This window comes from Cupriavidus sp. H19C3 (assembly GCF_049393815.1).
Lineage (GTDB): Bacteria > Pseudomonadota > Gammaproteobacteria > Burkholderiales > Burkholderiaceae > Cupriavidus.
This window is the reverse complement of sequence record NZ_CP184985.1, coordinates 551,965-578,581: the sequence shown is the minus strand read 5'-3', so window position 1 is coordinate 578,581 and position 26,617 is coordinate 551,965. Positions and strand designations below refer to the sequence as shown.

Below are 26,617 nucleotides of genomic sequence, written 5' to 3'. Positions count from 1 at the left end.
GTCGCTCAGGTCGCTCAGGCCGCTCAGGCCGCTCAGGCCGCTCAGGCCGTGCCGGCCCGCTCGCGCGCCCGCGCCTCCCACCCCGGCGGCACCACAAATCCGCGCGAGCGCTCCTGCCACACGCTGCCGGGCCCCGCGCCGGGCTCCAGTTCGCACAGCATGACCGGTGATTCACGCCGCCAGCTATGGGCCTGGTGCGGATCCGCAAAGCGCTGCGCCAGCGCCGCGTGCAGGTCCTCCACGTCTTCCGTCCCCAGCGCCGCCCCCACCTCCGTACCCGCCGCCATGCCTGCCTCGGTATCCGCCGCCGCGCTTCCATCCGCCGCCACGCGCGCACCGGACAGCCAGCCCGCGCGCGGCAGCCGGCACCAGCGCGTGCCGGGCTGGCGGCGGGCCCGCGCGACCCAGTCGTCGAGCGTGGACCACCAGCCGCGCAGGTGATCCGGGGCAATGCCGAGCGCATCGAGGCCCGGTGGCGGCACGCCATCGCGATAGAACAGCCAGCCGAGCAGATAGACCTCGCCGCGATCGATCTCGCGCCCCAGCGCGGCCCGCGCTTGCGGCGTGCGGCCGAGCGGCAGCTGACGCCGCACGATGTGGTCGAGCTTGTCACCCAGCCGGTCGACGAGGTTGGGGCCGACAAACGCGCGCCGGTCGCCGGCTGGCGCGCCAGGAGCGCCCACGTGCAAGTAGAACTTGGCGGCCATTTCCCAGTGCACGGTCTGGCCGCTGGCAGGATCGCGCCATACCACGTCGAGTTCGCCGAGGGTGCGGACGCCGTGCGGCAGCGCATGCCGCACCGGCACGTTCGACGCCAGCAGCTCGAGCCCTTCGGTATGGCTCAACGCGAAATGCAGCAGACGCTCTGCATGCCGGCCGAGCCGCAGGCTGCGGCCGGCATCGGGGTGCCGACTGAGTTCGGCGATGGTCTCCGGCAGCATGGCCGGATCGGCGGCCGCCAGCCAGCGCTGCCACGTCGACCGCGCTTGCGCGGGCCAGCTGGCCAGGCCGAACGGCTCGCCGCCGTATTCCGCGGGCAGGTGGGATAGCAGCGGCGGCGACAGCGAACACCACGCGAGGTCGCGCACGCGCTGCGATGGCGCATGGCGCCACAGGTCGCCCGCCTCGCGGCCGGTCAGCACCGGTCCGCCAGGGGTCAATGCCTGTGCGAGGTCAGGCTTGAGCTCCCGCACGATCGTGTACCTCGCGCGCGAGGCAGAGATCCTCCCACGCCCGTGCCTTGTCGGTCAGCGTGCGCAGCAGGTAGGCCGGGTGGTACGTCACCACCACGGGGATGCCTTCGTACTCGTGGACGGTTCCACGCAGCTTGCCAATCGGCGTAGTGGTGCGCAGCAGCGACTGGGCCGCAAACCGGCCCAGCACGACGATGACCTTCGGCTTGACCAGCGCGATCTGGCGACGCAGATACGGCTCGCACTGCGCTACCTCGCCCGGCTCCGGATCGCGGTTGTTGGGCGGCCGGCACTTGAGCACGTTGGCGATGAACACGTTCTGTCCACGCGCCAGCCCGAGTGCGCCAAGCATGTTGTCGAGCAGCTTGCCGGCCTGGCCGACGAACGGTTCGCCCTGGAGGTCCTCGTTCTGGCCCGGCGCCTCGCCCACCAGCATCCATTCCGCCGCGCGGTCGCCCACGCCGAAGACCGTATGCGTGCGCGTGTTGCAGAGTCCGCATGCGGTGCAGCCAGCCACGCTGGCCTCCAGCCCCGCCCAGTCGAGCGCGGCGATGGCGGCCGCGCGCCCGGACGATTCGGCTTCGGCCGCAGCGGGCCCGGCGGCAAGCGGGCCGGCCGGCGCCGCGGGGTCCGTGCGCGTGACCGGTCGGGCGCGAACCTCCGCCACCTCCGCCACTTCCGCCACGGCGTCCTCGACCGCGACCATCGCGGCTGGCTCTGCCGCCGCCCCGTCATCCATGGCACCCATGGCATCCGTGGCGATCCTGCCATCGGCAACGACCGGGGCAAGCCCGGCTGCGGCAGCCGGCCATTCCCGAGCCGCCCCCCGCGCGGCGTCGCCAACCGGCGCCGTGGTCACCGCGTCGTCGGCCAGCGCGGCCTGCGCGGGCGGCGGCACCCGGCGCGGCACCCATTCGGTGCCGATCCCGAGTACCTGGAGAAATTCCGCGCGACGATTCATGGCGCCTCCTTGCCGGCATGCCAGCTGCGCCGCAACACCAGCGCATCTTCGCGGCCCTGTGCCGAGGCCGGATAGTAGCCGCGCCGGCGGCCGATCTCCGCAAAACCCGCTTCGCGGTAGAGCGCCAGCGCGCCGGTGTTGGACGGGCGCACCTCGAGCAGCATGGTGTAAAGATGGTGGTCGTGCGCCGTGGCCAGCGCCACGGCCAGCAACATGCGGCCGAGCCCCTGGCGCTGACGCCGCGGTTCGATGGTGATGTTCAGCAGATGCATCTCGTCGACCACGGGCATCAGCACCGCATAGCCGACCAGCACATTGGCGGGATCGCGCAGGGTCAGGCCCAGGTGACCCGCCTTGAGGGAATTCTCGAAGTTGCCGCGCGTCCACGGATGGCTGTAGGCGCGCTGCTCGATGTCGGCGACCGCGTGCAGGTCGAGCGCGCTCATGCGGCCCACGGCCCAGCCGTCAGGCAAGGTCGGCATGACCGGGACCTCTGGCCAGGCGCCGGCGCTCGACGGCTGCAGCGCGGCATTCATGCCGGGCCTCCGGTCACGCCGCGGACGGCCCCACCGGCCCCACCGGCCTCAGCGGTCTGAGCGGTCTGAGCGGTCTGAGCGGTCTGAGCGGTCTGAGCAGCCCGAGCGGCCTCACGCGCCTCCCCTGGCACGCCCGCGGCGCCCACCGCTGCCGCCTGACCCGCGCCACCCGCCGCGCGCGCGGCTTTGGCAGCCGCGACTGCCTCGCGTTCGACAATGGTCTGGGCGACCTTGTCGCGCAGGTAGATCGGCATGGCCTCCGCGGGCTCGATGGCGTCGCCGCGCGCCAGCGCACGCCGGGCGATGGCCACGATGGCGCGTGCGTCGGGCATGGCGTCGGGCACCTGACGGGCCGCACCGGCGGCCACGGTCAGCCGCGCGCCGAACACCGCGAGCGCGTTGCCGGCAATCCAGTAGTCGCCGTCGGGCGCCGTGACCGCGTCGGCGGGACCCACCCGCATGGCACCGCGGACTTGCCACTCGCCTGCGGCGGGATCCCAGGCGAAGGTGCCGGAGTACACCTCGTCCATGCGCGCATCGAGCGTGACCAGCACGGCAGTGTCGGGGGGCAGCGACGGCTGGCCGGTGCGCACGGATTCGGCGCAGGCCATCAGCGTATTGACGGCGATCACCGGCAGGTCGGCACCGAAGGCCAGGCCCTGCGCCACGCCGCACGCGGTACGCAAACCGGTAAAGGACCCCGGGCCGGCACCGAACGCGATTGCCGCGCAGTCGGCCAGCCGGATGCCGGCCTCGGCCAGGACTTCGGCCACGGCCGGTAACACCCGCGACGATGAGCGCGGGCCCGTGTGGTCATGACGGAAGACACACCCGGCAGCGCCGTCGCTCGCGGCACGCCCGAGTGCGACGGAACACCACTCTGTGGAGGTCTCGACAGCTAGAATCCAGGACATGCCGCGATTGTATCCGTTGTCTCACGCGCAAGGCGCGACCGGGGTGAACCGAGGGCAAACCGCGCGGCGAACCAAGTGGCAAACCCGGCGGCAAACCGAGGGGCGGCCGAGGGGCGACCGAGGGGCGACCGAGGGCTTCTTCGGTTTTTTTGTCCTCGAACCGCGCGAAGGCAAGGCTATCATCGGACGCATCCGGGCAATGCCTGCCCCGACGCCGTCCGGCATTGCGCGCCCTTTTCCACTTGCCATTCTTGAAACAGGAGACCCCATGAGCGATCTGCAAGCCCGCTTCGAACAGGCCCAGACCGACGTCAAGGCGCTCAGCGAGCGCCCCAGCAACATGACCCTGCTGCGCCTGTACGCGCTCTACAAACAGGGCAGCGAAGGCGACGCGCATGGCGAAAAGCCGGGCATGACGGACTTCGTCGGCCGCTACAAGTTCGAAGCGTGGGAATCGCTGAAAGGTACCGCCAGGGACGAGGCCATGCAGAAGTACATCGACCTCGTGGAAGAACTGCGCAGCGGCGCGGTCAGCTGAGCGGGCAGCACCTCGCGGCGCGTGCCGCACCCGGCCGCCGGGCGGCGCCAGCTCCGGCGCCGGGCCCAGGCCCGTCGGGCCGGTCAGGGCCCGCCGCGCCGGCGGCACCCGGTACCACGCTCAGCCCAGTTGCCCGGTATGGGCAATCTCGCGGATCTTGCGCACGGTATCGAGATCGGCCTCGTGGTAAGCCGACTTGACGATCTCCGCGTAGCGGTCGTCGCCGCTCGCGTCCACCGCCGGCATCGTGGTCTCGTAGACAAAGCGCAGCAGGAGCGCGCCGGGCCCCGGCGTCTCCACCACCATCGTCAGCGTGCCGCCGGCGTGTTCCGCGGTAGCCGCGGTTTCATAGCGCACCTGCCGTGGCGACTCGAACACCACGCGGTCGCGAATCCTGGTCTCGCCGAAATGCAGCACGCGCTCGATCCAGCCATCGCCCCGGCGCGTCACTTCGGCACGGTCCAGGCCCAGGATGAACTGCTCGGGCGACTCCGCGCGCAATACCAGGCCCTGCCATAGCTGGCCTGCCGTCATCGGCTCCAGCGCTGGATTGCCGGGATCGTTGATCTCTACCAGGTGCTCGAAACGCAACTCATTACCTCCCTATCGTCGATATCCGTATTATGGAGGCCTTTGGCCGGTTTGGCGGCGTCCGGAGGTTGTCAACACCGGACGTCGCGCGAGCAAGGTCTACTGACATCCGCTGACAGGAGTCCCGGCGCACAATCCGCGTCGAATCGTCAGGATCGTCAGTAACCGTCAGGAGGAGACGCGCGCATGGAATTGCTGATCAATATCGACGTGGATGACCTCGCGCGCGCCGTCGACTTCTACACCCGGGCGCTGGGCCTGCAACCCGGACGCCGCCTGTTCGACGGCACGGTCGCCGAAATGCTGGGCGCCTGCGCCCCCATCTACCTGCTGGCCAAGGCGCCCGGCAGCCTTGCCAGCGCCCGCGCCGACGCCCGCCGCAGCTACGCGCGCCACTGGACCCCGGTACACCTCGACCTCGTAGTCGCCGACCTCGACGCCGCCATCGAACGCGCCCTGGCCGCGGGCGCCGAAATCGAAGACTGGCCGCAGACCTTCGACTGGGGCCGTCAGGCCCGCCTGTCGGACCCCTTCGGCCACGGCCTCTGCCTGATCGAATGGCGCGGCCAGGGCTACGCCATCGTCGCAGCTTGAGTTGGCCCGCCGGGCACCGGCATCGAACCGGGGCGCCCAGAAAAAGCCCCCACGGCGAGGCCGCGGGGGCTTGGTCTACAGCGTGACAGCGTCCCGTCCGGGACTCAGACTTCCTCGTACAGCGGCAGCGTCAGGAATTCCGCAAAGTCCTCGGCCGTCGACATCTGCTCGAAGATCTGCGCGGCCCGGTCGTACGTCCTGGTCTCACCACCGACCACTTCCTTGACCTTGGCGAGTTCCTCGGGGATCAGCGCACGCACCAGCTCCGCGGTGACCTTGCGGCCGTCCTCGAGCTTGCCCTTGGGCGAGCGGATCCACTGCCACACCTGCGAGCGCGAGATCTCGGCGGTGGCCGCATCTTCCATCAGGTTGTGGATCGGCACGCAGCCATTGCCGGCCAGCCAGGCGCCCAGGTAGTGAATGCCGACGTTGATATTCATGCGCAGGCCGTACTCGGTGATCGGCGTTTCCGGCTTGAAGTCGAGCAGGTCGGCGGCCTTCACCTGCACGTCCGGGCGCTGCTTCTCGAACTGGTTCGGCTTGTCGCCGAGCACCGCCACGAATTCCTTCATGGCCGGCTCGACCAGGCCCGGGTGGGCCACCCAGCCGCCGTCGTAACCGTCGGTGGCATCGCGGCGCTTGTCGCTGATGATGCCTTCCATCGCGATGGCGTTCTTCTCCGGATCGTTCTTGATCGGGATCAGCGCGCTCATGCCGCCGATGGCGGGCGCGCCGCGCTGGTGGCACGTCTTGAGCAGCAGCAGCGCGTACGCGCGCATGAACGGCGCGGTCATCGTCACCTTGGCGCGATCGGCCAGGCAGAAGTTCTTGTCCACCTTGAACTTCTTGATGCACGAGAAGATGTAGTCCCAGCGGCCGGCATTGAGGCCCGCGCTGTGTTCGCGCAGTTCGTACAGGATTTCGTCCATCTCGAACGCGGCGAGAATGGTCTCGATCAGCACGGTGGCCTTGATGGTGCCCTGCGGCAGGCCGATCTCGTTCTGCGCCATCACGAAAATGTCGTTCCACAGGCGCGCCTCGAGATGGCTTTCCATCTTGGGCAGGTAGAAGAACGGACCGGCGCCGCGTGCGATCTGCTCCTTGGCGTTATGGAACAGGAACAGCGCGAAGTCGAAGATACCGCCCGAGATGCGCTTGCCGTCGATGGTGACGTGCTTCTCGTCGAGGTGCCAGCCGCGCGGGCGCACCTGCAGCGTAGCGATCTTGTCGTTGAGCTTGTAGTGCTTGCCGTTGGCGTCCAGCGTCAGCGTGCGGCGCACCGCGGCCTTGAGGTTGACCTGCCCCTGCATCTGGTTGTGCCAGTTCGGGGTATTGGAGTCCTCGAAGTCCGTCATGTAGCTGTCGGCACCCGAGTTGAACGCATTGATCACCATCTTGGCCTCGACCGGACCGGTGATCTCGACGCGACGGCATGCCAGCGCCGGGGGCACCGGCGCCACCTTCCAGTCGCCTTCGCGAATGGACCTGGTCTCCGGCAGGAAGTCGGGGATCTCACCGGCATCCAGACGCTTGGCGCGCTCTACACGCGCGGCCAGCAGTTCCTGGCGGCGCGGTTCGAAGGCACGGTGCAGCTTGTCGACCAGAGCCAGGGCTTCCGGGGTCAGGATGTCTTCATAGGCCGGCAGGATGTCGCCGGTAATCTTCATGCCCGCGGGCAGCGTGATAGCCATCAGTCTTCTCCTGTGTATGCGATGGGATGGGTGAAAGGGTTGCGCGTCAGACCGGAACGCCGTTGGCGGCGATAAAGCCGAGCAAGTCGTTCATGTCGTGCCCGCTGCCGGTGGGCGCCACATCGAGGCGCTCCGCCGGATGGCCGGCGCGATTGATCCAGAACGTGGTGTAGCCGTACCAGGTGGCGCCGCATGCGTCCCAGCCATTGGAGGACACGAACAGGATGTCCTGCACGGACAGGTCGAATGCGGCGGGCGCCAGCGCGTACGCGACCGGCGCGGTCTTGTACTGGCGCACGGCCTCGACCGACAGCACATGGTCGAACAGGCCCTGCATGCCGGCACTCTTGACCGAGATGTCGAGCATCTCGGGGTTGCCGTTGGACAGGATGCCCAGCGGCAGCCCGGCGCGCCGCAGGCGCTTGAGCGCACCCAGGTTCTCCGGAAATGCCGACAGGCACGTGTATTCCTTCAGCAGTTGCGCCTCGGTCGTGTCGTCCATGCGCAACTGCAATCGTTCCGCGGCATAGCGCAGCGCATCGACGGTCAGCGCCCAGAACGGCTTGTAGAGCGAGCCGTCCGGCGCCGCCATGCTGCGCACGCGCGTGTAGTCGATCTGACGCTCGCGCCATAGCAGCGCCAGCGCCTCGCCCTTGCCGGGAAAGAGCTGCTCGGCACGCGCGGTAACGGAATAGACGTCGAACAACGTGCCGTAGGCATCGAAGACGACCGCGCGGATCTTGTGCATGGTTGGACTGAATGGCCTTGTACACGTCTGAATGCACTGGATTGTAGGCACGCGTTGCACTGCGACAAAGGCGGCGGGGGTCACTTGATCTTTTACTTTTCCGCATCTAATCTTGCCCGATTCCAATGGAACTCATGCGCGGCAACCGTGGATCACTTCAAGCAGCTTGAGACTTTTGTATCGGTCGCATCACGTGGCAGCCTTTCTGCGGCCGCCGCGGCCGAAGGGGTCGCCCCCGCCATCATCGGCCGGCGCATCGATGCGCTCGAGGAGCGGCTGGGGGTCAAACTGCTGATCCGCACCACTCGCAAGATCACGCTGACGTTCGAGGGCTCGGCCTTTCTCGAGGACTGTCAGCGCATTCTCAATGACCTCCACAATGCCGAGGCCAGCGTGTCCGCCGGCGGGGTCAAGGCCAGCGGCCACCTGCGCATCACGGCGCCGGCCGGCTTTGGCCGCAAGCACGTGGCGCCGGTGGTGCCGCTGTTCATCGAGTCCCATCCCGACGTCACGCTGACCCTCGACCTGGCCGACCGCGTGGTCGACCTCGTCAACGAGGGATTCGACTGCGCCATCCGCCTGGGCGATCTGCCCGATTCCAGCCTGGTGTCGATCCGCCTGGCCGAAAACCGCCGCGTGGTGGTGGCCTCGCCCGCCTACCTCGCGCGCGCCGGTACGCCGCGCGAACCGGAAGAACTGTCGCGTCACAACTGCCTGGCCTTCGGCGCCAGCGCCAATGTCCAGCGCGGCTGGGTGTTTCAACAGGACGGCCGCGCGGTGACGATCAAGGTCGGCGGCAATATGGAATGCACCGACGGCGCCGTGTTGCACGCGTGGTGCCTGCAGGGCCATGGTCTGGCCTGGCGCTCGTGGTGGGAAGTCGGCCACGAAATCGCCAGCGGCCGGCTGGTCACGGTACTGGACGACTTCCAGGCCCCGCCCATCGGCATCCACGCGGTGTTTCCACAGCGCAAGCACCTGCCGCTGCGGGTGCGGCTGTTCATCGACCATCTGAAGAACACCTACGGCAACCCGGCCTACTGGCGGCGCGCCGAGCAGGCCGCGAGCGCGGCGGTCGGCGCCGGCATGGCCGCCGGCAGCGTGTGCCACGACACGATTGGGGTTGATCCTTAGCAACGTCTGGGGCCACATGAGGACTAGAATGAACTTGTCGCGTTGACTTCGAGAAGGAGGTTCAGCATGTTCAAGCACATCCTGCTACCCACCGACGGTTCCGCGTTGTCCAAGAAGGCGATCGACGGCGGCCTTGAACTGGCCAAGGCCATCGGCGCGCGCGTCACGGCCTATGTGTGCCTGGAGGAGTATCCCTACACCCCGTTCAGCGAGATCGTGGTGGAGGCGCCGCAGGCCTTCAAGGACCGCATCGAGAACCAGGCGCGGCTCTATCTGCGCGAGATCGAGACCGCGGCGGTCGAGGCCGGCCTGCCCTTCGACGCGGACATGACCACCTTTGCCGTGCCGTATCTCGGCATCATCGACGCGGCCGAACGCCATGGCTGCGATGTCATCTTCATGGCGTCGCATGGCCGGCGCGGCCTGTCGGGCCTGCTGCTCGGCAGCGAAACCCAGAAGGTGCTCACGCACACCGATATCCCGGTCATCGTCTATCGCTGAGCTCGCTGGCACCCGCCGGCTTGCCGCCACCCTCATGGGTGGCGGCGCCAGCGATGCCCCCTCCCCGGGGTGACCTGCCTGATCACCCCGGCCCCTCTCGGGTCCCGCTCAGGTCACCGTCAGGCGGCCTTCTTGTCTGCCTTCTTTTCCTCGAAGAACTGCTCGTCCTCGGTCGAGCCCTTGAGCGCCGTGGTCGACGACTGGCCGCCTTCGATGGTCTGCGTCACGGCATCGAAGTAGCCGGTACCGACTTCGCGCTGATGCTTGACCGCGGTGAAGCCCTTCTCGGCTGCCGCGAACTCGTTTTCCTGCAATTCCACGAACGCGCTCATCTGGTTGCGCGCATAGCCGTAGGCCAGGTTGAACATCGAGTAGTTGAGCGAGTGGAAGCCGGCCAGCGTGATGAACTGGAACTTGTAGCCCATTGCGCCGAGTTCCTTCTGGAACTTGGCGATGGTGGCGTCGTCGAGGTTCTTCTTCCAGTTGAACGACGGCGAGCAGTTGTACGCCAGCATCTTGCCCGGGTGCCGCGCATGCACGGCTTCGGCAAACTTCTTGGCGAACTCGAGATCCGGCTTGCCGGTTTCGCACCAGACCAGGTCAGCCACCTCTGCGTAGGCAACGGCGCGTGCAATGGCCTGGTCGATGCCCGGACGGGTGCGGAAGAAGCCTTCGACGGTGCGCTCGCCGGTGCAGAACGGGCGATCGCGCTCGTCCACGTCGGAAGTCAGCAGGTCGGCAGCCTCGGCGTCGGTCCGTGCAATCACGAGGGTCGGCACGCCCGACACGTCGGCGGCCAGACGCGCCGCGTGCAGCTTGGCCACGGCTTCGCGTGTGGGCACCAGCACCTTGCCGCCCATATGGCCGCACTTCTTGACCGAGGCGAGCTGGTCTTCAAAGTGCACGCCGGCGGCGCCTGCCTCGATCATCGCCTTCATCAGCTCGAACGCGTTGAGCACACCGCCGAAACCGGCTTCGGCGTCAGCCACGATCGGCGCGAAGAAGTCGACATCGCCCGAGCCTTCGCTCCACTGGATCTGGTCTGCGCGCTGGAACGTGTTATTGATGCGCTTGACCACCTGCGGCACCGAGTTGGCCGGATACAGCGACTGGTCGGGATACATCTCGCCGGCCAGGTTGGCATCGCCGGCAACCTGCCAGCCCGAGAGGTAGATGGCCTTGAGGCCGGCCTTGACCTGCTGCATGGCCTGGTTGCCGGTCAGCGCGCCAAGCGTGTTGACGAACGGTTCGGTGTTCAGCAGGTGCCAGAGCTTCTCTGCACCGCGACGCGCGAGCGTATGTTCGATCTGCACCGAACCGCGCAGACGGATGACGTCCTCGGCCGAGTAGTTGCGCTTGACGCCCTTCCAGCGCGGGTTGGTGTCCCAGTCTTGCTGGAGCTTCTGGATATCTTGTTGGCGGGTCATGTTCACTCTCCTGTTGGCGTATCGGGTGGGCTTCGAAACTTGTGACACGGCGACCGTCAGGTCATGTGTCTTATATAAGAGTCTAGAGAACCTTCCCGCGTCGCAACAAGCTTCCGAGCGAACACCTGGACAGTTTTTTATCCGTTTATATTCATGATGTTATGGAGTACGTTTCACGATATGGCACGCCCTCTTTCATCATGAGAAACGCCCCTTGTGCTGCGCACCCATGTATTTTTGCGGACCAAAACAGCTTTCCGCATGGTGAAATCTGGGCGCCGCGCCGGAAGCCCCCGCGCGGCGTGCTGACCAACGCATTTCGCCCTGCTCAGCCAGCCCCACTATCGCGCGCGCGGCGATACGCCACCCAGTCGCCGCTCTCGATGCGCGGGAGCCCGGCCACGGTGTGTTGCGCCACCGGATAGAGCAGGCACGCCAGCGCCTGGTCGGCGCGCGTCACCGCGTGGGTCTGCCGCACGAACAGCGACGGCTGGCCGGGGTAAATTTCCTCGATCTCGTCGAGCACCGGCAGCAACCCCTCGGCGATGTCGTAGATGTCCCCGAATACCTGCCCGCCGGCGCGGTCCAGCACAAGGCCGGGATAGTTGCCGAAATCGTAGAGGTGGCCGGCAATGGTCCCGACGCCGATCAGCGTCGGCGCCGCAATGCCGTGGCGTTGCGCGGCCAGGTGAATATCGTTGGCTTCCCCGGCACGCAAGGTGCCGTATACGAATACGTGAGGCATGGCGTAGATGGCGAGTGGTGACGATTCATCTTATGCCCACATGCCGTGAACCCTCGATGCAATCGACGCGCCTTTCATGAATGCCCCGCTGGCATGAGACGCGTGGCAGCGATGCTACATCTGCTTGAACAGATATGCATACTGCCGCGCCACCGCGAGCGATTCCGGGCGGTTGCGCAATTTCAGCGAGACCCGCCCGAGCGACTGGTTCACGGCGCTCGCCACGCAATCGATATTGACCACCGTGCCGCGGTGGATCTGCCAGAAACGATCGGGATCGAGCTGCTGCGTCAGCTCGCGCAGGCTGGTGCGAATCAGCGCCTCGCCGCTGGCGGAGACCACGTTCACATACTTGTCGGTAGCCTCGAGGTAGATCACCTCATCGACGGGAATGATGCGCACCTCCTGCCCGACCAGCGCCTTGATAAAGCGCAGGTAGTGTGCCCCGCCCTGCCCCGGCATCTGCGCGCCACGCTCGGGCGCGGGATGTTCCAGCGATTCGAGCCGTTGCAGCAATTGCGCCAGCCGCCCGGCGTCGACCACGGCGGGTTCCCCCGCACTGGCGGGACGCACCGCAATCCGCGCCGCCAGGCTGGCCTTGAGCCGGCCGACGGTGGCCTCCAGCCGCTCGCGCTGGACGGGCTTGAGCACGTAGTCCACCGCCGCGCGCTCGAACGCTTCCAGCGCGAACTGATCGTAGGCGGTAACGAATACCACCAGCGGCGGACGGTCGAGCTCGATCAGCTCGCGCGCCACGTCCATGCCGCTCATGCCGGGCATGCGGATATCGAGGAACGCGACGTCAGGCTCGTGCGCGCGGGCCGCATCGAGTGCGGCCATGCCGTCGTGCACCACGGCGGCGATGCGGGCCTCGGGCCAGAGCGAGGTGAGCTCGCTCTCCAGCACGCGAGCCAGCAGCAATTCGTCGTCGGCGATCAGCAGGGTCGGGGACATGGCGCGATATCAGACAAAAAAGCGGGCAAAAAAGGCGACAGCGGTCATCTGGGCGGTGCGCGAACGGTACCGCCGATGGCGCAAGCCGGCGCAGTCGGCGCAGTCGGCGCAGCCAGCGGCCATGCACCGGCGGTCTGCGGACATCATCAGGAATGCGCCGGCCTGACCGTCGCGGCCGCCGTCTCCGCCGCGCCGTACGCCGACACCCCCGCCGGCCGGGCCTGCGCCGGCGCCTGCGTCGGCTCCGTGCGCCACACGAGCGGCAGGCTCAGCCGCACGATCACGCCGCGCGGATCGTTTTCCTCCATCCGCATGGTGGCCGTGGCGCCAAAAATGCGCGCCAGGCGTTCGCGCACGTGTGTCAGCCCCATGCCCGACCCCTTGCTGCCACCCTGGCAGAAGCCCACGCCGGTGTCCGCGATCGCCACCTCCAGGCGGTTCTCACCGAGGTCACGCGCGGACAGCAGGATCTTGCCACCGCGCATGCACGGCTCGATGCCATGCGTGACCGCATTCTCGACCAGCGGCTGGATCAGCATCGGTGGAATCTCGGCCTCGGCCAGCGCCGGCGGCAGGTCGATCTCGAACTCGAGCCGCGAGCCAAACCGCATCGACTGGATTTCCAGGTAACTGCGCAGCAGCTCGAACTCCTGCCGCAGCGTGCACTGCTCCGCGCGCGTATGCGTGAGCGACATGCGCAGGAAGCCGATCAACCGTTGCAGCAACTGACGCGCCGCGCGCGGATCGGTGGCGATCAGCCCGTCGAGGTTGGCCAGCGAGTTGAACAGGAAGTGCGGTTCGATCTGGGCCTGCAGGGCCATCAGTTGCGCCCGCACGAGCTGCTTCTCCGCTTCCTCGCGCTGCAGCGCGTCGAGTGCCGCCTGCCGTTCGAAGTAGGCCAGCTTCTCGCGCGACCAGTAGAAATAGATCATGCTGGCCGCGGCCAGCATCCCCACCACCAGGCACATGCGCAGCATGTCGCTGGTTTCCGCCACCGACTTGGCCGGCAAGTCGAGCGCCTCGCGCGTGGCCCAGGTGCCGATCACCACGCCGACCGGCACGGCCACCACGGACAGACACACGAACGGCCAGCGGCGCGGGCGCTCGTTCCACCAGATCAGCACGCGCGGAATATCGATCAGCGCCCAGATCGAGAGGCCGATCAGCTGGCTGTAGACAAGGTTGTGGAACAGCGTGCCGCCGGTGCGGAAGCCGTAGTTGAGGCTCAGCGCGATCACCGTGTTCATGCAGATCACGAACAGCAGGTCGCGCGCCAGAATGGTCAGCCGCGACGGGAGCGCGGCGCGGGGGCAGCGGTTCATACGCGTGCGCTCCCATCACGGTCATGCCGTGGGTATGCCCTCATATCTCCCTCCTGGATCTCGTTGGCCGCGCGCGGTCTGTGAGACGTGCGGCGCGATCGATGTACCGCCGGTACCCGATGCGCGTGGCCTGCCTGCTGCGCTGCAGCACGCCCGGGACCATGCGTAAGTCGGAACGCCCGTGCGTAAAGCGGACTTTACGCCGGTCGGCGGAAGGAAGAAAGTGTCGTGCGACGAACCGTCCGCGGACGGCGCCACTCGCGCATGGCAGGGCCCGACCGGCGCGTCAGGCGGCCAGGGCTTGCCCGCGCATGGTCTCGGCCAGTGCGCTGGAGACGGTATCGCGCGACAGGTGCGGCGCGAACATGTTGATAAAGGCATGCGCGTAGCCGCGCAGATAGGCCCCGCGCCGCACCGCCACGCTGGTCACATTGGGCTCGAACAGGTGATCGGCCGTCATGCGCACCAGCCCCGCGTCCTTGCGCGCATCGTAGGCCATCGAGGCGATGATGCCCACGCCGAGTTCGAGCTCCGCGTAGGTCTTGATCACGTCCGCGTCCATCGCGGTCAGCACGATCTCGGGCTGCAGCCCGGCCTCGGCAAACGCGCCGTCGATCTTGCGGCGGCCGGTAAAGCCGGCGTCGTAGGTGATGATCGGAAAATTGACGATATCCTCCAGCGACGGCTCCGGCACGTGCGTCAGCGGATGACCGGGCGACACCACCAGCACGTGCTGCCAGCTGTACGCCTCGAACGAGGTCAAGCCCGCCTCGCTCGCCACTGCCTCGGTCGCGATGCCGATATCGGCCTGGCCGGTCAGCAGCAGCTCGACGATATGCTGCGGCGAGGCCTCCTGCAGCGCCAGTGTCACGTGCGGATATTCGCGCCGGAAGCTTTGCACCACCTTGGGCAGCGCATAGCGCGCCTGGGTATGCGTGGTGGCCACCGTCAGGCGCCCGGTATGGCGGCCGGCAAACTCGTCGCCGGCCTGCCGCAGGTTTTCGGCCTCGAGCAGCAGCCGTTCGACGATGCGCACGATCTCGCGGCCCGGCTCGGTCAGACCGGTCAGGCGCTTGCCATAGCGCTCGAAGATCTCCACGCCGAGTTCTTCCTCGAGTTCGCGGATCTGGCGCGATACGCCGGGCTGCGAGGTATAGAGCGCGTTGGCGACTTCGGTCAGGTTGAACTGGCGGCGTACCGCCTCGCGGATCGACCGCAATTGCTGGAAGTTCATCGTGCCGCTCCATGTTGTCCGTCGCGGGCAAAGACGCGCAGCTGGCGCGGCCGCACCGCCAGCAGTTCGCCCTCGCGAAAGCCCGCATGGCGGAAGCGTTCGAGCGGCAGGGCCACCTCGATCACGTCCTGGTTGTCCTCGCGTTCCAGTTCGAGCTGGGCCACCGGCCCGAGCGTCAGCGCCCGGCGCAGCGTGACGGCGATGCCGTCCGTGCCCGGCGCATAGCGTTCGAGGTCGAGATCGTGCGGCCGGACATACGCCACCGCGTCGCCCGCCGTCTCGTGGCCACTGCCGACCACCGGCAGTACCGCATCGCCGGTATGCAGCAGACCGCCGCTATCGCCCACTTCGAGCCGGCCATGAAACAGGTTGACGTTGCCGAGAAAGCCGAACACGAACGGCGTCGCGGGATGGTTGTAGACCGCCTCGGGCGTGCCCGCCTGCTCGACCCGTCCGCGATGCATGAGCACGACCTGGTCCGCGACTTCGAGCGCCTCTTCCTGGTCGTGCGTCACGAACACGCTGGTCACGTGGAGCTCGTCGTGCAGCCGGCGCAGCCAGCGGCGCAGTTCCTTGCGGACCTTGGCATCGAGGGCACCAAACGGTTCGTCGAGCAGGAGCACGCGCGGCTCCACCGCCAGCGCACGCGCGAGCGCGATGCGCTGGCGCTGGCCGCCCGACAGCTGCGACGGATACCGGTCCGCCAGCCAGTCGAGCTGCACGAGTTCCAGCAGCGACTTGACCTTCTCGCGAATCTTCGCTTCCGACGGCCGTTCGGCACGCGGCTTCACGCGCAGGCCGAACGCCACGTTCTCGAACACGCTCATATGCTTGAACAGCGCATAGTGCTGAAATACAAAGCCGACATTGCGCTGGCGCACGTGCTGGCGCGAGGCATCGGCACCGCCGAGCACGACCTGGCCCGCGTCGGCGCGCTCCAGACCGGCGATGATCCGCAGCAGCGTGGTCTTGCCGCAGCCGGAAGGCCCCAGCAGCGCGGTGAGCTCGCCTTCGTCGAAGTCGAGCGAGACATTGTCGAGCGCCACGAAATCGCCGAAGCGCTTCTCCACGTTCCTGACCTGAATACTCATGATGCCTGTCCTTGCCATAACACCTGCGGCGCGCCGGCGCCATCGTCCTGTTCGCGCGCGGCGCGCATTTCCACCAGGGTCTTGATACCGAGCGTGACCAGCGCCAGCAGCGTCAGCAGCGACGCCACCGCGAACGCCGCGGCAAAGTTGTATTCGTTGTAGAGAATCTCCACGTGCAGCGGCATGGTGTTGGTCAGCCCGCGGATATGGCCCGACACCACCGAGACCGCACCGAACTCGCCCATCGCCCGGGCATTGCACAGAATCACGCCGTACAGCAAGCCCCAGCGGATATTGGGCAGCGTGACATGCCGGAAGGTCTGCCAGCCCGACGCGCCGAGCACGATCGCGGCCTCTTCTTCCTCGCTGCCCTGCGCCTGCATCAGCGGAATCAGCTCGCGCGCGACAAACGGAAAGGTGACGAAGATGGTCGCCAGCACGATGCCCGGCACCGCGAACATGATCTTGATGTCATGCGCTTCAAGCCATGGCCCGAGCCAGCCCTGCGCGCCGAACAGCAGTACGTAGATCAGCCCCGAGATCACCGGCGACACCGAGAACGGCAGGTCGATCAGCGTGATCAGCAGGTGCTTGCCGCGGAAATCGAACTTCGCGATGGCCCATGCCGCGGCCACGCCGAAGACCACATTGAGCGGCACCGCGATGGCCGCCACCGTCAGCGTGAGCTGGATCGCCGAGACCGCGTCCGGCTCGGTGAGCGCGCCGAGGTAGGTGTCCACGCCCTTCTTCAACGCCTCGTAGAACACGGATGCCAATGGCACGAACAGGAACAGCGCGAGGAACAGCACCGCCACCGTGATCAGCGTGTAACGCACCCAGGCGGCCTCGCCGGTGGCATCGTACGGAGGGTGAGCGCTGGAGCCGGCCTTGCCGAGGCGCGAAATCGAGCCGGCCATCTCAGTGCTCCACCGCCAGGCGTTCGCTGGCCGCCGCGCGCGCACCGCTCTGGTGACGTCGCGTCCAGGCCTGCAGCAGGTTGATCAGCAGCAGCAGCGCGAACGAGATCACCAGCATCACCACGGCCACCGCGGTGGCGCCGGCGTAGTCGTATTGCTCCAGCTTGGAATAGATCATCAGCGGCGCGATCTCCGAGACCATCGGCATGTTGCCGGAGATAAACACCACCGAGCCGTATTCGCCGGTGGCGCGTGCAAACGAGAGCGCAAAACCGGTCAGCAACGCCGGCAGGATGGCAGGCAGGATCACGCGCAGGAAGGTCTGCACGCGGCTCGCGCCGAGACTCGCGGCCGCTTCCTCGAGTTCGCGCTCCACATCTTCGAGCACGGGCTGCACGGTACGCACCACGAACGGCAGGCCGATAAAGGTGAGCGCCACCACGATGCCGAGCGGCGTGAACGCGACCTTGATGCCATGCGGCTCCAGATAGCGTCCGATCCAGCCATTGCCGGCGAACAGCGCCGTCAGCGCGATACCGGCCACGGCGGTCGGCAACGCAAACGGCAAGTCCACCAGCGCATCGACGAGGCGACGCCCCACAAAGCGATAGCGCACCAGGACCCATGCCACGATCAGCCCGAACACCGTGTTGATCACGGCGGCCACCAGCGATGCGCCAAAGCTCAGTTCGAGCGAGTGCACCACGCGCGGGTCGGTGACGGTGCGCACAAACGCGTCCCAGGTCAGCGTAAAGGTCTTGAGGAAGGTCGCCGACAGCGGAATCAGGACGATCAGCGCCAGATAGAACAGCGTAAAGCCGAGGGACAACCCAAACCCCGGCAGCACGGTGTAACGCTGGCGGGCGCGCGGCGCGGATGGTTGACGCGCGGCTGGCTGGCGCGCGGGCGGCACCGGCGGGGTGCCGCTGGCGGCGGTAACGGAAGGCGGCATATCGTCTCGCTGATAAACCCGGCGCATCAGACGCCGGCTGGCGAGACAAATATCGCCGATCGCCCTTTATAAACAGAACGAATCTTTTTGCATTTCTTTAGACGTTTCAGATATAAGGCGCCGGGTTGCCCACCTCCATATCGCCATCCCACGCGGCGTTCCAGCCACCATAAGCACCCTTCTGCAGCCCGTCCGCCTCGATCCGCTGTAGCAATGTGGCGAGATAGCCTATCCCTGCGGGCCAGGCGTCGAGTCCGGAGTCGGCATTGATATGCCCAAGCAAGCCGGCATCGACCAGCTCGCTGCCCCACAGCGTGCCCCAGCTGAATGCGGTGCGCTGGGGCATCCACGGATCGTCCTGGCTCGCAATCAATATGGTCGGAAACGGCAGGCGCCAGGTCGGCAGCAGCGCGCCCACGCCAAACTTGTCGGGGTCGGCGGGTGCCACCAGCAAGGCACCGGCAATCCCGACCGGATCGAGTGCGGCCTGGCGCAGCGTGGCCAGGCAACCGAAGCTATGCGCGACCAGCACTGCGCCTCGTGCCGCCACGCGCCGCGCCCGCATGATGCCTTCGGACACCCGTTCGGCCCAAAGCGGCAGACTCGGCCGCGACCAGTCATGCTGCTCGATGCGCTGCCAGTCCGGATGACGCGCCTCCCAGCGGCTCTGCCAGTGGCCCGGGCCGCTGCTGTGCAGTCCGGGCACGGTCAGGATCTGCAGCCCGCGCGGGACCGCCAGCGGCGACCATGGCGAGGCCGCCGCGGCGGGCGATTGCGGGGCGCGCGAAGCGATGGAATCCGTCATGCCGGCTCCTTGCTGGGATGGGAAGCATGCGATGCGACCGTAGCGGCATGCAATTGGCGTGCCGAGACCGGTCGCCCGGCCACGACGCCCTGGCCGAGCCCGATCCCCGCCGCCTGCAGCCGCTCGACCGCGAGGCTGTCCTGCAGGCGCCGGCCGATCAGCGTCACGCCGGCGCTATCGGCGCTGGCGCGCAAGCCGGCAAGCTGGCGGTCAGTCCAGATGCGGCGCATATCGAGCTTGAGCCAGTCGGGCAATGCATGCGCCATGAGCGCGCCCGCCTCGGCCGGATCGGAAGCCTGCAGGCTCACGGCAAAGCCATTGCGCCGGTAGTTGCCCACTACGTGCAGCAGCAACGGCAGATCGTCGTTGGCGCTGGCCGGCACCTGGATCACGAAGCGCTCGAGCGGCAGTCCCAGCGATTGCAGCGCGCGGCGGAACGCGGCGCCATGGTCGTCCGCCACGGCGGCGAGCAGCCGGTTATGCACATTCAGCACGAGCTTGTGCTGGCCCTCCTGCCCGGCCGGGCCCGAGAAATAGTTGAGCGCGTGCACCAGCCGCGACAGCCGGTCCAGCGAGACCAGCGCGGCGTCATCGGCGGCCATGGCGAACAGCTTCCATGCCGCCAGCCCGACGCCATCCTCGGCATAGGTGCGGATCGAACCCTCGTGCGCCACCACCTCGCGCCCCGCCAGCGTCACCAGCGGCTCGAACGCGCTGGTCAACGAACAGTGGAAATACTGGCCCTGCACCTGGCCACTCGCGTCGCGCCACAATTCACGCCCCGCCACGGGCGCGCCAGGCAGGGTTTGCAGATAGCGGTCGAGCGCGTCCGGCATGGCGATTTCCTCAAGGTCTGGCGAGCGACACCTCATGATAGAAGCTCCTGTCGAGGGCAAACATGAAGAATGTGTATGGGTGCGCGATACGTGCGTACAAATCAGGCAGGGCGACTGTAGGGGCGACTGCAGGGGCGGCGGCACGGCGCGGGGATCAGCGCGTGCCAGGCTGATAGATCTGGTCGAACGAGCCGCCATCGGCAAAGTGGGCCTTTTGCGCCTTCTGCCAGCCGCCAAACGCTTCATCGATCGTGAAGAGCTTGATCTTGGGAAAGTTGGCGGCGTACTTGGCGGCAATCTTCGGGGAAATCGGGCGGTAATAGTTCCTGGCCGCAATTTCTTGGCCTTCGTCGGTGTACAGGAATTGCAGGTACGCTTCGGCCGCCTTGCGCGTGCCCTTCTTGTCGACCACCTTGTCCACCACCGCGACCGGCGGCTCCGCCAGGATCGAGATCGACGGCACCACGATATCGAACTTGTCCGGGCCCAGCGCCTTGATGGCGAGAATCGCCTCGTTCTCCCAGGCGATCAGCACATCGCCGAGGCCGCGCTCGACAAAGGTCGTGGTCGCACCGCGCGCGCCCGAGTCCAGCACGGGCACGTTCTTGAGCAGGGCGCCGACGAATGCCTTGGCCTTGGCTTCGTCGCCGCCCGGCTGGCGCAGCGCGTAGCCCCACGCCGCCAGGTAATTCCAGCGCGCACCGCCAGAAGTCTTGGGGTTCGGCGTGATCACCTGCACGCCGGGCCGGATCAGATCGTTCCAGTCCTTGATCTGCCTGGGGTTGCCCTTGCGCACCAGGAAGACGATGGTCGAGGTGTAGGGCGAAGCGTTGTGGGGCAGCCGCTTCTGCCAGTCGGGCTTGAGCAGGCCGCGCTCCGCAATCGCGTCGATGTCGTAGCCGAGCGCAAGCGTGACCACGTCGGCATCGAGCCCGTCGATCACCGAGCGCGCCTGCTTGCCCGAGCCACCGTGCGACTGGCGGATGGTGACCGTATCGCCGGTCTGCGCCTTCCAGGCCTTGGCAAAGGCGGCATTGACGTCGACGTACAGCTCGCGCGTGGGGTCGTACGACACATTGAGCAGGTTGGTAGTGGCCGAGGCAGCCGGGGCCGCGCCGAGTGCACCCAGTGCGGCAATGGCAGCGAGGCCGAGGGCCAGCTTGCGAATCATCTTGTCTTGCTCCGTCAGTAGTCCAGCGAGTCGTGAATGGGCGGCTTGCCCTCATCCATGCGGAGCCCGCCACGTGCGGGCGGGCTAAGGCATCCGGGACAGAGACTACCGACGGGCCTATCTGAACGGAACGAACGGTTTCGCCGATCCTTGCACGTTTTCCGCATATGGTCGCGCGATGGCAATCGCCGACCGCAAGCTGGAATGCGCCCGCTGCAGATAAAAAAAAGCCCGCCGCACTTTCGTGCCGCGGGCAAGTTTCCATTCCGGAAACGGGTAGACAAGCCATGGAGAGCGCCCCCGCATCTCCATGACGATGGGAATCATAGCCAGCCGATGGCGAGCTCAACTTGATTTAAGTCAGATGACAGCGAATTGATCGCCAACTACGCCAATGCCGTCACCTTTCACGCAAAAGCCCCACACCACCTCGTCCACATTCGCACGCGATGCTGGCGCGGGATGAGCGCTCACGCGCCGTGCATTGACATAGGCGAGGCGCTGCGCGTCGAGCGGCAACAGGACCTGCTCGCGAATGTCACCGTCAGGCACCGCCTCCGGATAGAGCCAGCGGATATGCGCGAGACCTTCTATCCGCACCGGCCTTTCCTCGTCACCCACGCCAGCGCTGCCATCGCGCTCGAGTTGACCGAAGATCGCGGGCGTACTGCCTGTGGTCGCGGCCTGGTCGTCGATCCATAACGGATGCGTGGCCATGCCACCATCGCGCGCGACGGACGCCAGCGCATCGAAATCGGCCGGCGGCTGGCGGCATTGCCAATCGCCATCGAGGTCTGCAGCCGCCACGGACCGGGCGCTGTGCAGGATCCAAGCGCCGATGGTCTCCTCGGGACCGTAGCCCTGCCGCTGGTCGATCAGCAGGGTCAGCCGCTCGCCATCGCGCGCGACGAACACCCGCCCGGCGTATTCGCCATCCGCACGCAGCGCATAGACGCCCGGATACCGGGTCTGGTCCGCCGGGTGCAAATGCGCGCCTGGCGCTGGCTTGCCGCTACGGGGGTCAACGCAGCCGTCGCGATAGTTTTGCGCCGCGCAGACACGCAGGCGGCCGTCCGCATCGAGACGGACCTGCCCGCTGAACGACGCGACCGAGCGCGGCACCTCGCCATGATCGCTGGTGCGCAAATCGACGTTCGTGGCGATAAACGCGTAGACGCCCGCGATGCTCGCGAGCGGCGGCAACACGTCGACGCTGGTGGCGTGGATCACTCCCGCCAGCGTGCCGGTGCCACCGTGTTCGCTGCGCGGCAGGTTGGCGATCTCGCCCGACAGCAGCGTGCCGGACACGCGGAAGCCGAGTCGGACCGCACGCAATGCCGCGCTGACATGCGGCGGCGGCGGTGTGGCCCCATCGGGCACGAGGCCGGTAATCGTGTGCCAGCCGTTGGTCACCGACACGTTGCCGACCACGCTGCCGGCCAGGCCAAACGGCGAATCGACAAAGCGCACGGTCACCTTGCCGGGCGCCGGTGTATGCGTGTGGATGGCGATCGTGCCGCCGAACGACGTCGCACCGAGGTAGCTGACCGGCGTGACGCGCCTCACCGACGTCACTGACGCATCGGGCCCCGCGGCCGAAGGCGAGGCCGGCGCGACCGCTGCCTTGCCGCCCGATCCGGAAGCCGTCTCAGCGGGTGGACACCCCTGTATCACCGGACACAGGCACAGCAGCAACCGCCCCATGACTCTTATGTCCATCCTTCCCCTCCGTCGGTTGACGAATCCCTTCGGCCACCTTGTCGCAACTCCCCCACACCACCTCGTCGTCGCCGGCATCGTCCTCGGCCAGGTAGACAAACTGCTTGCCATCGAGCGGCAGCATCACCTGCTGGCGGGAACCCTGCGTACCCACCGGCGCCGGCGTGTCCGCCCATTGGGCATGCGCGACACCGGCCAGCGGCGCGGGCCGCCCGTCGCCGCCCACGCCGAAGGCCGCATTCAGCGTGAGCCGGGCCGCCTCCATCGGCTGGTTGGGCGCCATCTCGATCCACCCCTCGGCGACACGCCACTGCGGCAATGCAAGTCCGCCATCGCCGACCGATGCGTCGCGCGGCAATCCGTCCCGGTCGGGCTGCCGACACGTCCACGATCCGTCCAGCAGACGGTCGGGTAACGGCTCCGCGGTCCGCGCGACCCATGTGCCGATACGCAGGCGATCGTCCGCTTCGGCGTGCAGGTTCAGCAGCAAGACTGGCTTGCCTTCCACCTCGCGCATGAACAGCTGTCCCACCGGGGTCGGGGTCGGGCTCGCGCTGGTATCGAGCACGTCGAACATGCCCGGAAAGCGCGTCTGGTCCGCCGCGCGTAGCGTCATTGCGTGCACCGCCTCGCCTGCCCGCAGCGATTTGCAGTCGGGCTGGAATGGCTGGCTGGGGCAAGTGGCAAGCGAGCCGTCGGCACCGATCCGCAACTGTCCGCTTTCGGCTCGCTGCATGCCCATGTCCGGGTCCGGCCACAGGTCTTCCATCCGCTGGTGTTGCGCCAGATAGGCATAGGTGCCCGCGATGCTGGCGAGGGCCGGCAGTGCCGTGGTGGCCGAGGCATGAATGAGTCCCGCCAGCCGTGCGATATCGGCCGCGTCGCCCCGCTGCCGCCTGACGCGTGCGGGCCGGTTGCCGGGCGACTCCGCGCGCGTCAGGCTGACGTTGGGCACGCCTTCGATATCGCCGGTCAGCAGACCGTTGGCCGTCGCAAAGCTGAGCGCGATGTCGCGCAACGACTCCGCCAGCAGATCCGGCGGTGGATCGGCACTGTCCGCGCGCAGGTTGGTTACCACTTGCCGGCCATCGCTGGCCCGCGTGGTGACATCGCCGATCAGACGGCCGCTCAGGCCATAGGGCGAATGCGGAAACGAGATCGTGACCTTGCCGCGGTCCGCCGCTGGGAACGACAGGGCGATCGTTCCACCGAACGAGAGCGTGCCCCGGTACACCACCTCGGCCCGGGAGCCGGTGCCGGTCTGGACACTGCCCATGACGGTGCCAGCGGGCGTCAGCTTGCCTCCCGCGCCATCGGCGCCATCTGCGCCCTCTTGCGGACACCCGGCCAGCAGCAGGCAGGCGGGCACGATTGCCAGCACACGGGCCCGCCGGACGGTGGCCGGTCTGGCAGCAGGCGTACGGGTTGAGGTGGTTGCCGCGGTGGCAGGCGCGGTGGTGGACGTGGTGGTGGGCGTGGTGGTTGATGCAGTAGCTCGTGCGGTCATCGTGCGCTCCCTCGGACAGGTCGACACGATCGAGCCTAGAAGGCGCACGCGCGTATGAAATTGACCGCCATCAAACGGCGATCCAACTCGCTGGCAAACGCAGATATTCCGGAAAACGGCGGTGCGACAAAGCACCGCCGCGTCATGCGCCCTGCGATGACGCAGGACAGCACGACCCTATGCCATGCGTCCCGAGGGACCGGGGTCGTGCGCCGTGACGGCGCGACCCGGAGCGGCGCACCCGGTATGTCACCGAGGCGCGCGCCGCGGGCGCCTGACTCAGGGCAGGAATGTATTGCCCAGCACCACCCCCTCGCGACGCGGATCGGTTCCGCCCATCCAGGCCGCACCACCGCCGGCCTGCGTGCGCAGAATGGTATTCACGCCGCTCGATTGCGCCGAGGTGGAAATGCCATGACCGAGTGCCTTGAGGCCCGTGATGAGCGGGTCGTTGGCACCGCCGTTGGTCGCATCGATATTCGGATGTTCGCCGCCCACGGTCGTGTTGGGCGAATTGCTGGCGCCAAAATCCACCAGCCCCGAGGACTGCTGGGCATCGAGCCCCCAGTCCAGCACGCCCACCAGCGTCTTCACGACGTATTGCGGGATGGTGCCGCCGCCGGGCGAACCGGTCGCCATCAGGAAGTCACCCATCGAGCCATCGGCGGCCTGGCGGAACACCATGGTCGGTGCCATCGAGCTGCGCGGCCGCTTGCCCGGCTGCACGCGGTTGGCGATGGGATTACCCGAGCCATCCGTCGGCGATGCCGAAAAATCGGTGAGCTGGTTGTTGAGCAGGAAGCCGTTGGTCATATGGAACGAGCCCATGCTCGACTCGACCGAGGTGGTCGCGCTGACCACGCTACCGTCGGCATCGACGATGGTGAACTGGTTGGTCCCATGCTCGATCAGCGACGCAATGCCAAGCGGCACCGCACCGAGATTGCCGGCCACGGCCGTGCCCATGCTGGCGGTCGGCGAGATCAGCGCCGCGCGCGAAGCCATGTACGGCTTGTTGAGCATGGTATTGGCGGAGCCACCGGGCAGCGGCACGAAATCGGTGTCGGCCACGTACTTGTCGCGGTCCGCATAGGCCAGGCGCTCGGCTTCGCTGACGTAGTGGACGCCAAGCACGGTCGGCTTGCCGCCCTCGCCGTCGATCGCGGTCGGCTTGAGCGATGCCATGTCGAAGTTCTCGAGAATGCCCATCGCCGATGCCACCGTGATGCCGCCCGACGTCGGCGGCGGGGCACCGCAAATCCAGTACGCGCGGTAGGTCGTGCAGATCGGCTCACGGACCTTGGCCTGGTACGCGGCAAGGTCGGCGAGCGTGGTCTTGCCCGGCGTCGTCGGCGTGCCGTCGGCGGCGACGGTCGAGCCGATCTTGGCCACGATGTCGTTGGCAATCTGCCCCGTGTAGATGGCGTTGGCCCCATTGGCCGCCATCAGCTGGAGCGTGTTGGCGTAGGCGGGATTCTTCAGCACCGTGCCAAGGGCCTTGGGCGAACCGTCGCTATTGAAGAAATACGCGAGCGCTTCCGGATCGCGCTTGAGCGCGGTGGCATTGCTCTGGATCGCCGCCGCCAGTCGGCCGCCGATCGGAAAGCCATTGCTGGCCAGCGCGATGGCATCGCCGAACAGGTCCTTCCATGCGAGCTTGCCATGCTCGCGCTGTACGCGTTCGATCAGGCGCGGCACGCCGACCGTGCCGATCGAGCGGCCGCTGGCGCGCGCGCTCGGCACCGGCGGTGTCTGAGTGGTGACGTCGTCGATATAGCGCAGGTAGTTCTCGGTCGCGGCAGCCGGTGCCGACTCGCGGCCATCGTACGCCTGCACGGTGCGGTTGCGCGCATCGTAGTAGAGCATGAAGCCGCCCGAGCCCATGCCGGTGGCCTCCGGCACGGTCAGGCCGAGCACCGACTGCACGGCCACGGCCGCATCCGCGGCGCTGCCACCCTTCTTGAGCACCGCACATCCGGCGGCGCTTGCATACGCATTGGAGCTCGACACCATGTACGTTCTGGCATAGACCGGCTTGAGGCCGGTGCGATAACCCGACGCGGCCTCCGGCAGGGACGGATCGCCAGGCTGGTTCGAGCCGACCACCACCGAGGTGCCGTTGCTCGCCAGTACCTGGCAACTGGTGTCGGCCTGCGGTGTCGCAGGCGGCGGCGCGGGACTGTCGTCACCGCCGCCGCACGAAATGATCAGCAAGGTACTGGCGACCGCTGTCGCCAATGCCAGTGGGGCTCTCTTCTTCTTATGCAACACGATATTCTCCAATGTCGTGGATGACTGCCGGAAACAGACGCAAAAGCTCCCCTGCCGCGGCGCAGGGCGGCATGTCGGGCAGAACGACGGAAGGTGGGGACTGCGGAGGGGGACGCGGCGGCTAGGACGAATTGGTATCGGCCATGATGCGTGACGACTGCGTGCGTATCGGAAATGTAGTCAGCCTACTACATGCGATTCGTTATGCAAGATGCGCTGCCGCACGATTATTACAACGTATTTAAGCCATGCACCGCATCGTGAC

At 67.2% G+C, this 26,617-nt stretch carries 25 protein-coding genes; 4 read left to right on the top strand and 21 right to left on the bottom strand.

Annotated features, from left to right (window positions below; genetic code table 11):
• Window positions 1-41: 41 nt before the first annotated feature.
• From DFLDMN_RS02620 to tsaB, 4 genes are read right to left on the bottom strand one after another with little or no spacing between them, the layout of a single operon-like run.
• The gene (locus tag DFLDMN_RS02620; protein ID WP_423196976.1) at window positions 42-1,193 is read right to left on the bottom strand and encodes a DUF1853 family protein; all 1,152 of its coding nucleotides are present in this window, start codon (window positions 1,191-1,193) and stop codon (window positions 42-44) included.
• Window positions 1,174-2,154: a uracil-DNA glycosylase gene (locus DFLDMN_RS02615; protein WP_423196975.1), complete on the bottom strand. Its 981-nt coding sequence runs from the start codon at window positions 2,152-2,154 to the stop codon at window positions 1,174-1,176. The genes DFLDMN_RS02620 and DFLDMN_RS02615 overlap by 20 nt, the downstream gene beginning before the upstream one ends.
• Window positions 2,151-2,690: a ribosomal protein S18-alanine N-acetyltransferase gene (gene rimI, locus DFLDMN_RS02610; protein WP_423196974.1), complete on the bottom strand. Its 540-nt coding sequence runs from the start codon at window positions 2,688-2,690 to the stop codon at window positions 2,151-2,153. The genes DFLDMN_RS02615 and rimI overlap by 4 nt, the downstream gene beginning before the upstream one ends.
• A complete protein-coding gene (gene tsaB, locus DFLDMN_RS02605) occupies window positions 2,687-3,604 on the bottom strand; it encodes a tRNA (adenosine(37)-N6)-threonylcarbamoyltransferase complex dimerization subunit type 1 TsaB (protein ID WP_423196973.1) in 918 nt (305 codons plus the stop codon). Before tsaB ends, rimI begins: the two co-directional genes overlap by 4 nt.
• Window positions 3,605-3,872: 268 nt before the next feature.
• On the opposite strand from tsaB, the gene DFLDMN_RS02600 reads away from it, so the two are divergent.
• Complete coding sequence (locus tag DFLDMN_RS02600) at window positions 3,873-4,142, top strand: acyl-CoA-binding protein (RefSeq protein WP_423196972.1); 270 nt, start codon at window positions 3,873-3,875, stop codon at window positions 4,140-4,142.
• A gap of 120 nt (window positions 4,143-4,262) precedes the next feature.
• On the opposite strand, the gene DFLDMN_RS02595 is transcribed toward DFLDMN_RS02600, so the two are convergent.
• Window positions 4,263-4,733, bottom strand: coding sequence for an SRPBCC family protein (locus tag DFLDMN_RS02595; protein WP_423196971.1), 471 nt, complete (start codon window positions 4,731-4,733; stop codon window positions 4,263-4,265).
• A gap of 186 nt (window positions 4,734-4,919) precedes the next feature.
• Between DFLDMN_RS02595 and DFLDMN_RS02590 the strand changes: the two genes are divergently transcribed.
• Window positions 4,920-5,327 carry a VOC family protein gene (locus tag DFLDMN_RS02590; protein ID WP_423196970.1) on the top strand — a complete coding sequence of 136 codons (408 nt, stop codon included), beginning with the start codon at window positions 4,920-4,922 and terminating at the stop codon, window positions 5,325-5,327.
• A gap of 104 nt (window positions 5,328-5,431) precedes the next feature.
• Here DFLDMN_RS02590 and aceB read toward each other — a convergent pair whose 3' ends face one another.
• Window positions 5,432-7,018 (bottom strand): malate synthase A, encoded by a 1,587-nt coding sequence (gene aceB / locus DFLDMN_RS02585; protein ID WP_423196969.1) that lies wholly within the window; start codon window positions 7,016-7,018, stop codon window positions 5,432-5,434.
• Between the two features lie 46 nt (window positions 7,019-7,064).
• Complete coding sequence (locus DFLDMN_RS02580) at window positions 7,065-7,766, bottom strand: haloacid dehalogenase type II (protein ID WP_423196968.1); 702 nt, start codon at window positions 7,764-7,766, stop codon at window positions 7,065-7,067.
• An 84-nt stretch (window positions 7,767-7,850) separates the two neighbouring features.
• Between DFLDMN_RS02580 and DFLDMN_RS02575 the strand changes: the two genes are divergently transcribed.
• Together DFLDMN_RS02575 and DFLDMN_RS02570 are read left to right on the top strand one after the other, a co-directional pair.
• The gene (locus DFLDMN_RS02575) at window positions 7,851-8,900 is read left to right on the top strand and encodes a LysR substrate-binding domain-containing protein (RefSeq protein ID WP_423196967.1); all 1,050 of its coding nucleotides are present in this window, start codon (window positions 7,851-7,853) and stop codon (window positions 8,898-8,900) included.
• Between the two features lie 66 nt (window positions 8,901-8,966).
• Window positions 8,967-9,401 (top strand): universal stress protein, encoded by a 435-nt coding sequence (locus DFLDMN_RS02570; protein ID WP_423196966.1) that lies wholly within the window; start codon window positions 8,967-8,969, stop codon window positions 9,399-9,401.
• A gap of 119 nt (window positions 9,402-9,520) precedes the next feature.
• Here DFLDMN_RS02570 and aceA read toward each other — a convergent pair whose 3' ends face one another.
• From aceA to DFLDMN_RS02500, 14 genes are all read right to left on the bottom strand, one after another.
• A complete protein-coding gene (gene aceA / locus DFLDMN_RS02565; protein WP_423196965.1) occupies window positions 9,521-10,828 on the bottom strand; it encodes an isocitrate lyase in 1,308 nt (435 codons plus the stop codon).
• A 328-nt stretch (window positions 10,829-11,156) separates the two neighbouring features.
• Window positions 11,157-11,573: a gamma-glutamylcyclotransferase family protein gene (locus DFLDMN_RS02560; RefSeq protein ID WP_423196964.1), complete on the bottom strand. Its 417-nt coding sequence runs from the start codon at window positions 11,571-11,573 to the stop codon at window positions 11,157-11,159.
• 114 nt (window positions 11,574-11,687) lie between these two features.
• A complete protein-coding gene (locus DFLDMN_RS02555) occupies window positions 11,688-12,527 on the bottom strand; it encodes a LytR/AlgR family response regulator transcription factor (RefSeq protein WP_423196963.1) in 840 nt (279 codons plus the stop codon).
• A gap of 146 nt (window positions 12,528-12,673) precedes the next feature.
• Window positions 12,674-13,849, bottom strand: coding sequence for a sensor histidine kinase (locus DFLDMN_RS02550; RefSeq protein ID WP_423196962.1), 1,176 nt, complete (start codon window positions 13,847-13,849; stop codon window positions 12,674-12,676).
• A 286-nt stretch (window positions 13,850-14,135) separates the two neighbouring features.
• Window positions 14,136-15,083 (bottom strand): CysB family HTH-type transcriptional regulator, encoded by a 948-nt coding sequence (locus DFLDMN_RS02545; RefSeq protein WP_423196961.1) that lies wholly within the window; start codon window positions 15,081-15,083, stop codon window positions 14,136-14,138.
• Window positions 15,080-16,174 (bottom strand): sulfate/molybdate ABC transporter ATP-binding protein, encoded by a 1,095-nt coding sequence (locus DFLDMN_RS02540; protein ID WP_423196960.1) that lies wholly within the window; start codon window positions 16,172-16,174, stop codon window positions 15,080-15,082. Before DFLDMN_RS02540 ends, DFLDMN_RS02545 begins: the two co-directional genes overlap by 4 nt.
• The gene (gene cysW, locus DFLDMN_RS02535; RefSeq protein ID WP_423196959.1) at window positions 16,171-17,091 is read right to left on the bottom strand and encodes a sulfate ABC transporter permease subunit CysW; all 921 of its coding nucleotides are present in this window, start codon (window positions 17,089-17,091) and stop codon (window positions 16,171-16,173) included. Before cysW ends, DFLDMN_RS02540 begins: the two co-directional genes overlap by 4 nt.
• A gap of 1 nt (window position 17,092) precedes the next feature.
• Window positions 17,093-18,043: a sulfate ABC transporter permease subunit CysT gene (cysT, locus tag DFLDMN_RS02530; RefSeq protein ID WP_423196958.1), complete on the bottom strand. Its 951-nt coding sequence runs from the start codon at window positions 18,041-18,043 to the stop codon at window positions 17,093-17,095.
• A gap of 106 nt (window positions 18,044-18,149) precedes the next feature.
• Complete coding sequence (locus DFLDMN_RS02525) at window positions 18,150-18,848, bottom strand: RBBP9/YdeN family alpha/beta hydrolase (RefSeq protein WP_423196957.1); 699 nt, start codon at window positions 18,846-18,848, stop codon at window positions 18,150-18,152.
• Window positions 18,845-19,720, bottom strand: a complete 876-nt coding sequence (locus DFLDMN_RS02520) for an EAL domain-containing protein (protein WP_423196956.1) — start codon at window positions 19,718-19,720, stop codon at window positions 18,845-18,847. The genes DFLDMN_RS02525 and DFLDMN_RS02520 overlap by 4 nt, the downstream gene beginning before the upstream one ends.
• Before the next feature lie 118 nt (window positions 19,721-19,838).
• On the bottom strand, window positions 19,839-20,855 hold the full coding sequence (locus tag DFLDMN_RS02515) for a sulfate ABC transporter substrate-binding protein (protein WP_423196955.1): 1,017 nt from the start codon (window positions 20,853-20,855) through the stop codon (window positions 19,839-19,841).
• 360 nt (window positions 20,856-21,215) lie between these two features.
• A complete protein-coding gene (locus DFLDMN_RS02510) occupies window positions 21,216-22,430 on the bottom strand; it encodes a hypothetical protein (protein ID WP_423196954.1) in 1,215 nt (404 codons plus the stop codon).
• A gap of 73 nt (window positions 22,431-22,503) precedes the next feature.
• Window positions 22,504-24,081 carry a hypothetical protein gene (locus tag DFLDMN_RS02505; protein ID WP_423196953.1) on the bottom strand — a complete coding sequence of 526 codons (1,578 nt, stop codon included), beginning with the start codon at window positions 24,079-24,081 and terminating at the stop codon, window positions 22,504-22,506.
• A 279-nt stretch (window positions 24,082-24,360) separates the two neighbouring features.
• Window positions 24,361-26,295, bottom strand: a complete 1,935-nt coding sequence (locus DFLDMN_RS02500) for a gamma-glutamyltransferase family protein (RefSeq protein WP_423198285.1) — start codon at window positions 26,293-26,295, stop codon at window positions 24,361-24,363.
• Window positions 26,296-26,617 lie beyond the last annotated feature (322 nt).

Bases quoted from the DNA above. Each gene is read 5' to 3' on its own strand.
- DFLDMN_RS02570 (WP_423196966.1), top strand. From the start codon at position 8,967: ATGTTCAAGCACATCCTGCTACCCACCGACGGTTCCGCGTTGTCCAAG.
- DFLDMN_RS02505 (WP_423196953.1), bottom strand. From the start codon at position 24,081: ATGACCGCACGAGCTACTGCATCAACCACCACGCCCACCACCACGTCC.
- DFLDMN_RS02515 (WP_423196955.1), bottom strand. From the start codon at position 20,855: ATGATTCGCAAGCTGGCCCTCGGCCTCGCTGCCATTGCCGCACTGGGT.
- DFLDMN_RS02560 (WP_423196964.1), bottom strand. From the start codon at position 11,573: ATGCCTCACGTATTCGTATACGGCACCTTGCGTGCCGGGGAAGCCAAC.
- DFLDMN_RS02580 (WP_423196968.1), bottom strand. From the start codon at position 7,766: ATGCACAAGATCCGCGCGGTCGTCTTCGATGCCTACGGCACGTTGTTC.
- tsaB (WP_423196973.1), bottom strand. From the start codon at position 3,604: ATGTCCTGGATTCTAGCTGTCGAGACCTCCACAGAGTGGTGTTCCGTC.
- DFLDMN_RS02545 (WP_423196961.1), bottom strand. From the start codon at position 15,083: ATGAACTTCCAGCAATTGCGGTCGATCCGCGAGGCGGTACGCCGCCAG.
- DFLDMN_RS02615 (WP_423196975.1), bottom strand. From the start codon at position 2,154: ATGAATCGTCGCGCGGAATTTCTCCAGGTACTCGGGATCGGCACCGAA.
- cysW (WP_423196959.1), bottom strand. From the start codon at position 17,091: ATGGCCGGCTCGATTTCGCGCCTCGGCAAGGCCGGCTCCAGCGCTCAC.
- DFLDMN_RS02555 (WP_423196963.1), bottom strand. From the start codon at position 12,527: ATGTCCCCGACCCTGCTGATCGCCGACGACGAATTGCTGCTGGCTCGC.
- DFLDMN_RS02525 (WP_423196957.1), bottom strand. From the start codon at position 18,848: ATGACGGATTCCATCGCTTCGCGCGCCCCGCAATCGCCCGCCGCGGCG.
- DFLDMN_RS02590 (WP_423196970.1), top strand. From the start codon at position 4,920: ATGGAATTGCTGATCAATATCGACGTGGATGACCTCGCGCGCGCCGTC.
- DFLDMN_RS02540 (WP_423196960.1), bottom strand. From the start codon at position 16,174: ATGAGTATTCAGGTCAGGAACGTGGAGAAGCGCTTCGGCGATTTCGTG.
- cysT (WP_423196958.1), bottom strand. From the start codon at position 18,043: ATGCCGCCTTCCGTTACCGCCGCCAGCGGCACCCCGCCGGTGCCGCCC.
- DFLDMN_RS02550 (WP_423196962.1), bottom strand. From the start codon at position 13,849: ATGAACCGCTGCCCCCGCGCCGCGCTCCCGTCGCGGCTGACCATTCTG.
- DFLDMN_RS02520 (WP_423196956.1), bottom strand. From the start codon at position 19,720: ATGAGGTGTCGCTCGCCAGACCTTGAGGAAATCGCCATGCCGGACGCG.
- aceB (WP_423196969.1), bottom strand. From the start codon at position 7,018: ATGGCTATCACGCTGCCCGCGGGCATGAAGATTACCGGCGACATCCTG.
- aceA (WP_423196965.1), bottom strand. From the start codon at position 10,828: ATGACCCGCCAACAAGATATCCAGAAGCTCCAGCAAGACTGGGACACC.
- DFLDMN_RS02600 (WP_423196972.1), top strand. From the start codon at position 3,873: ATGAGCGATCTGCAAGCCCGCTTCGAACAGGCCCAGACCGACGTCAAG.
- rimI (WP_423196974.1), bottom strand. From the start codon at position 2,690: ATGAATGCCGCGCTGCAGCCGTCGAGCGCCGGCGCCTGGCCAGAGGTC.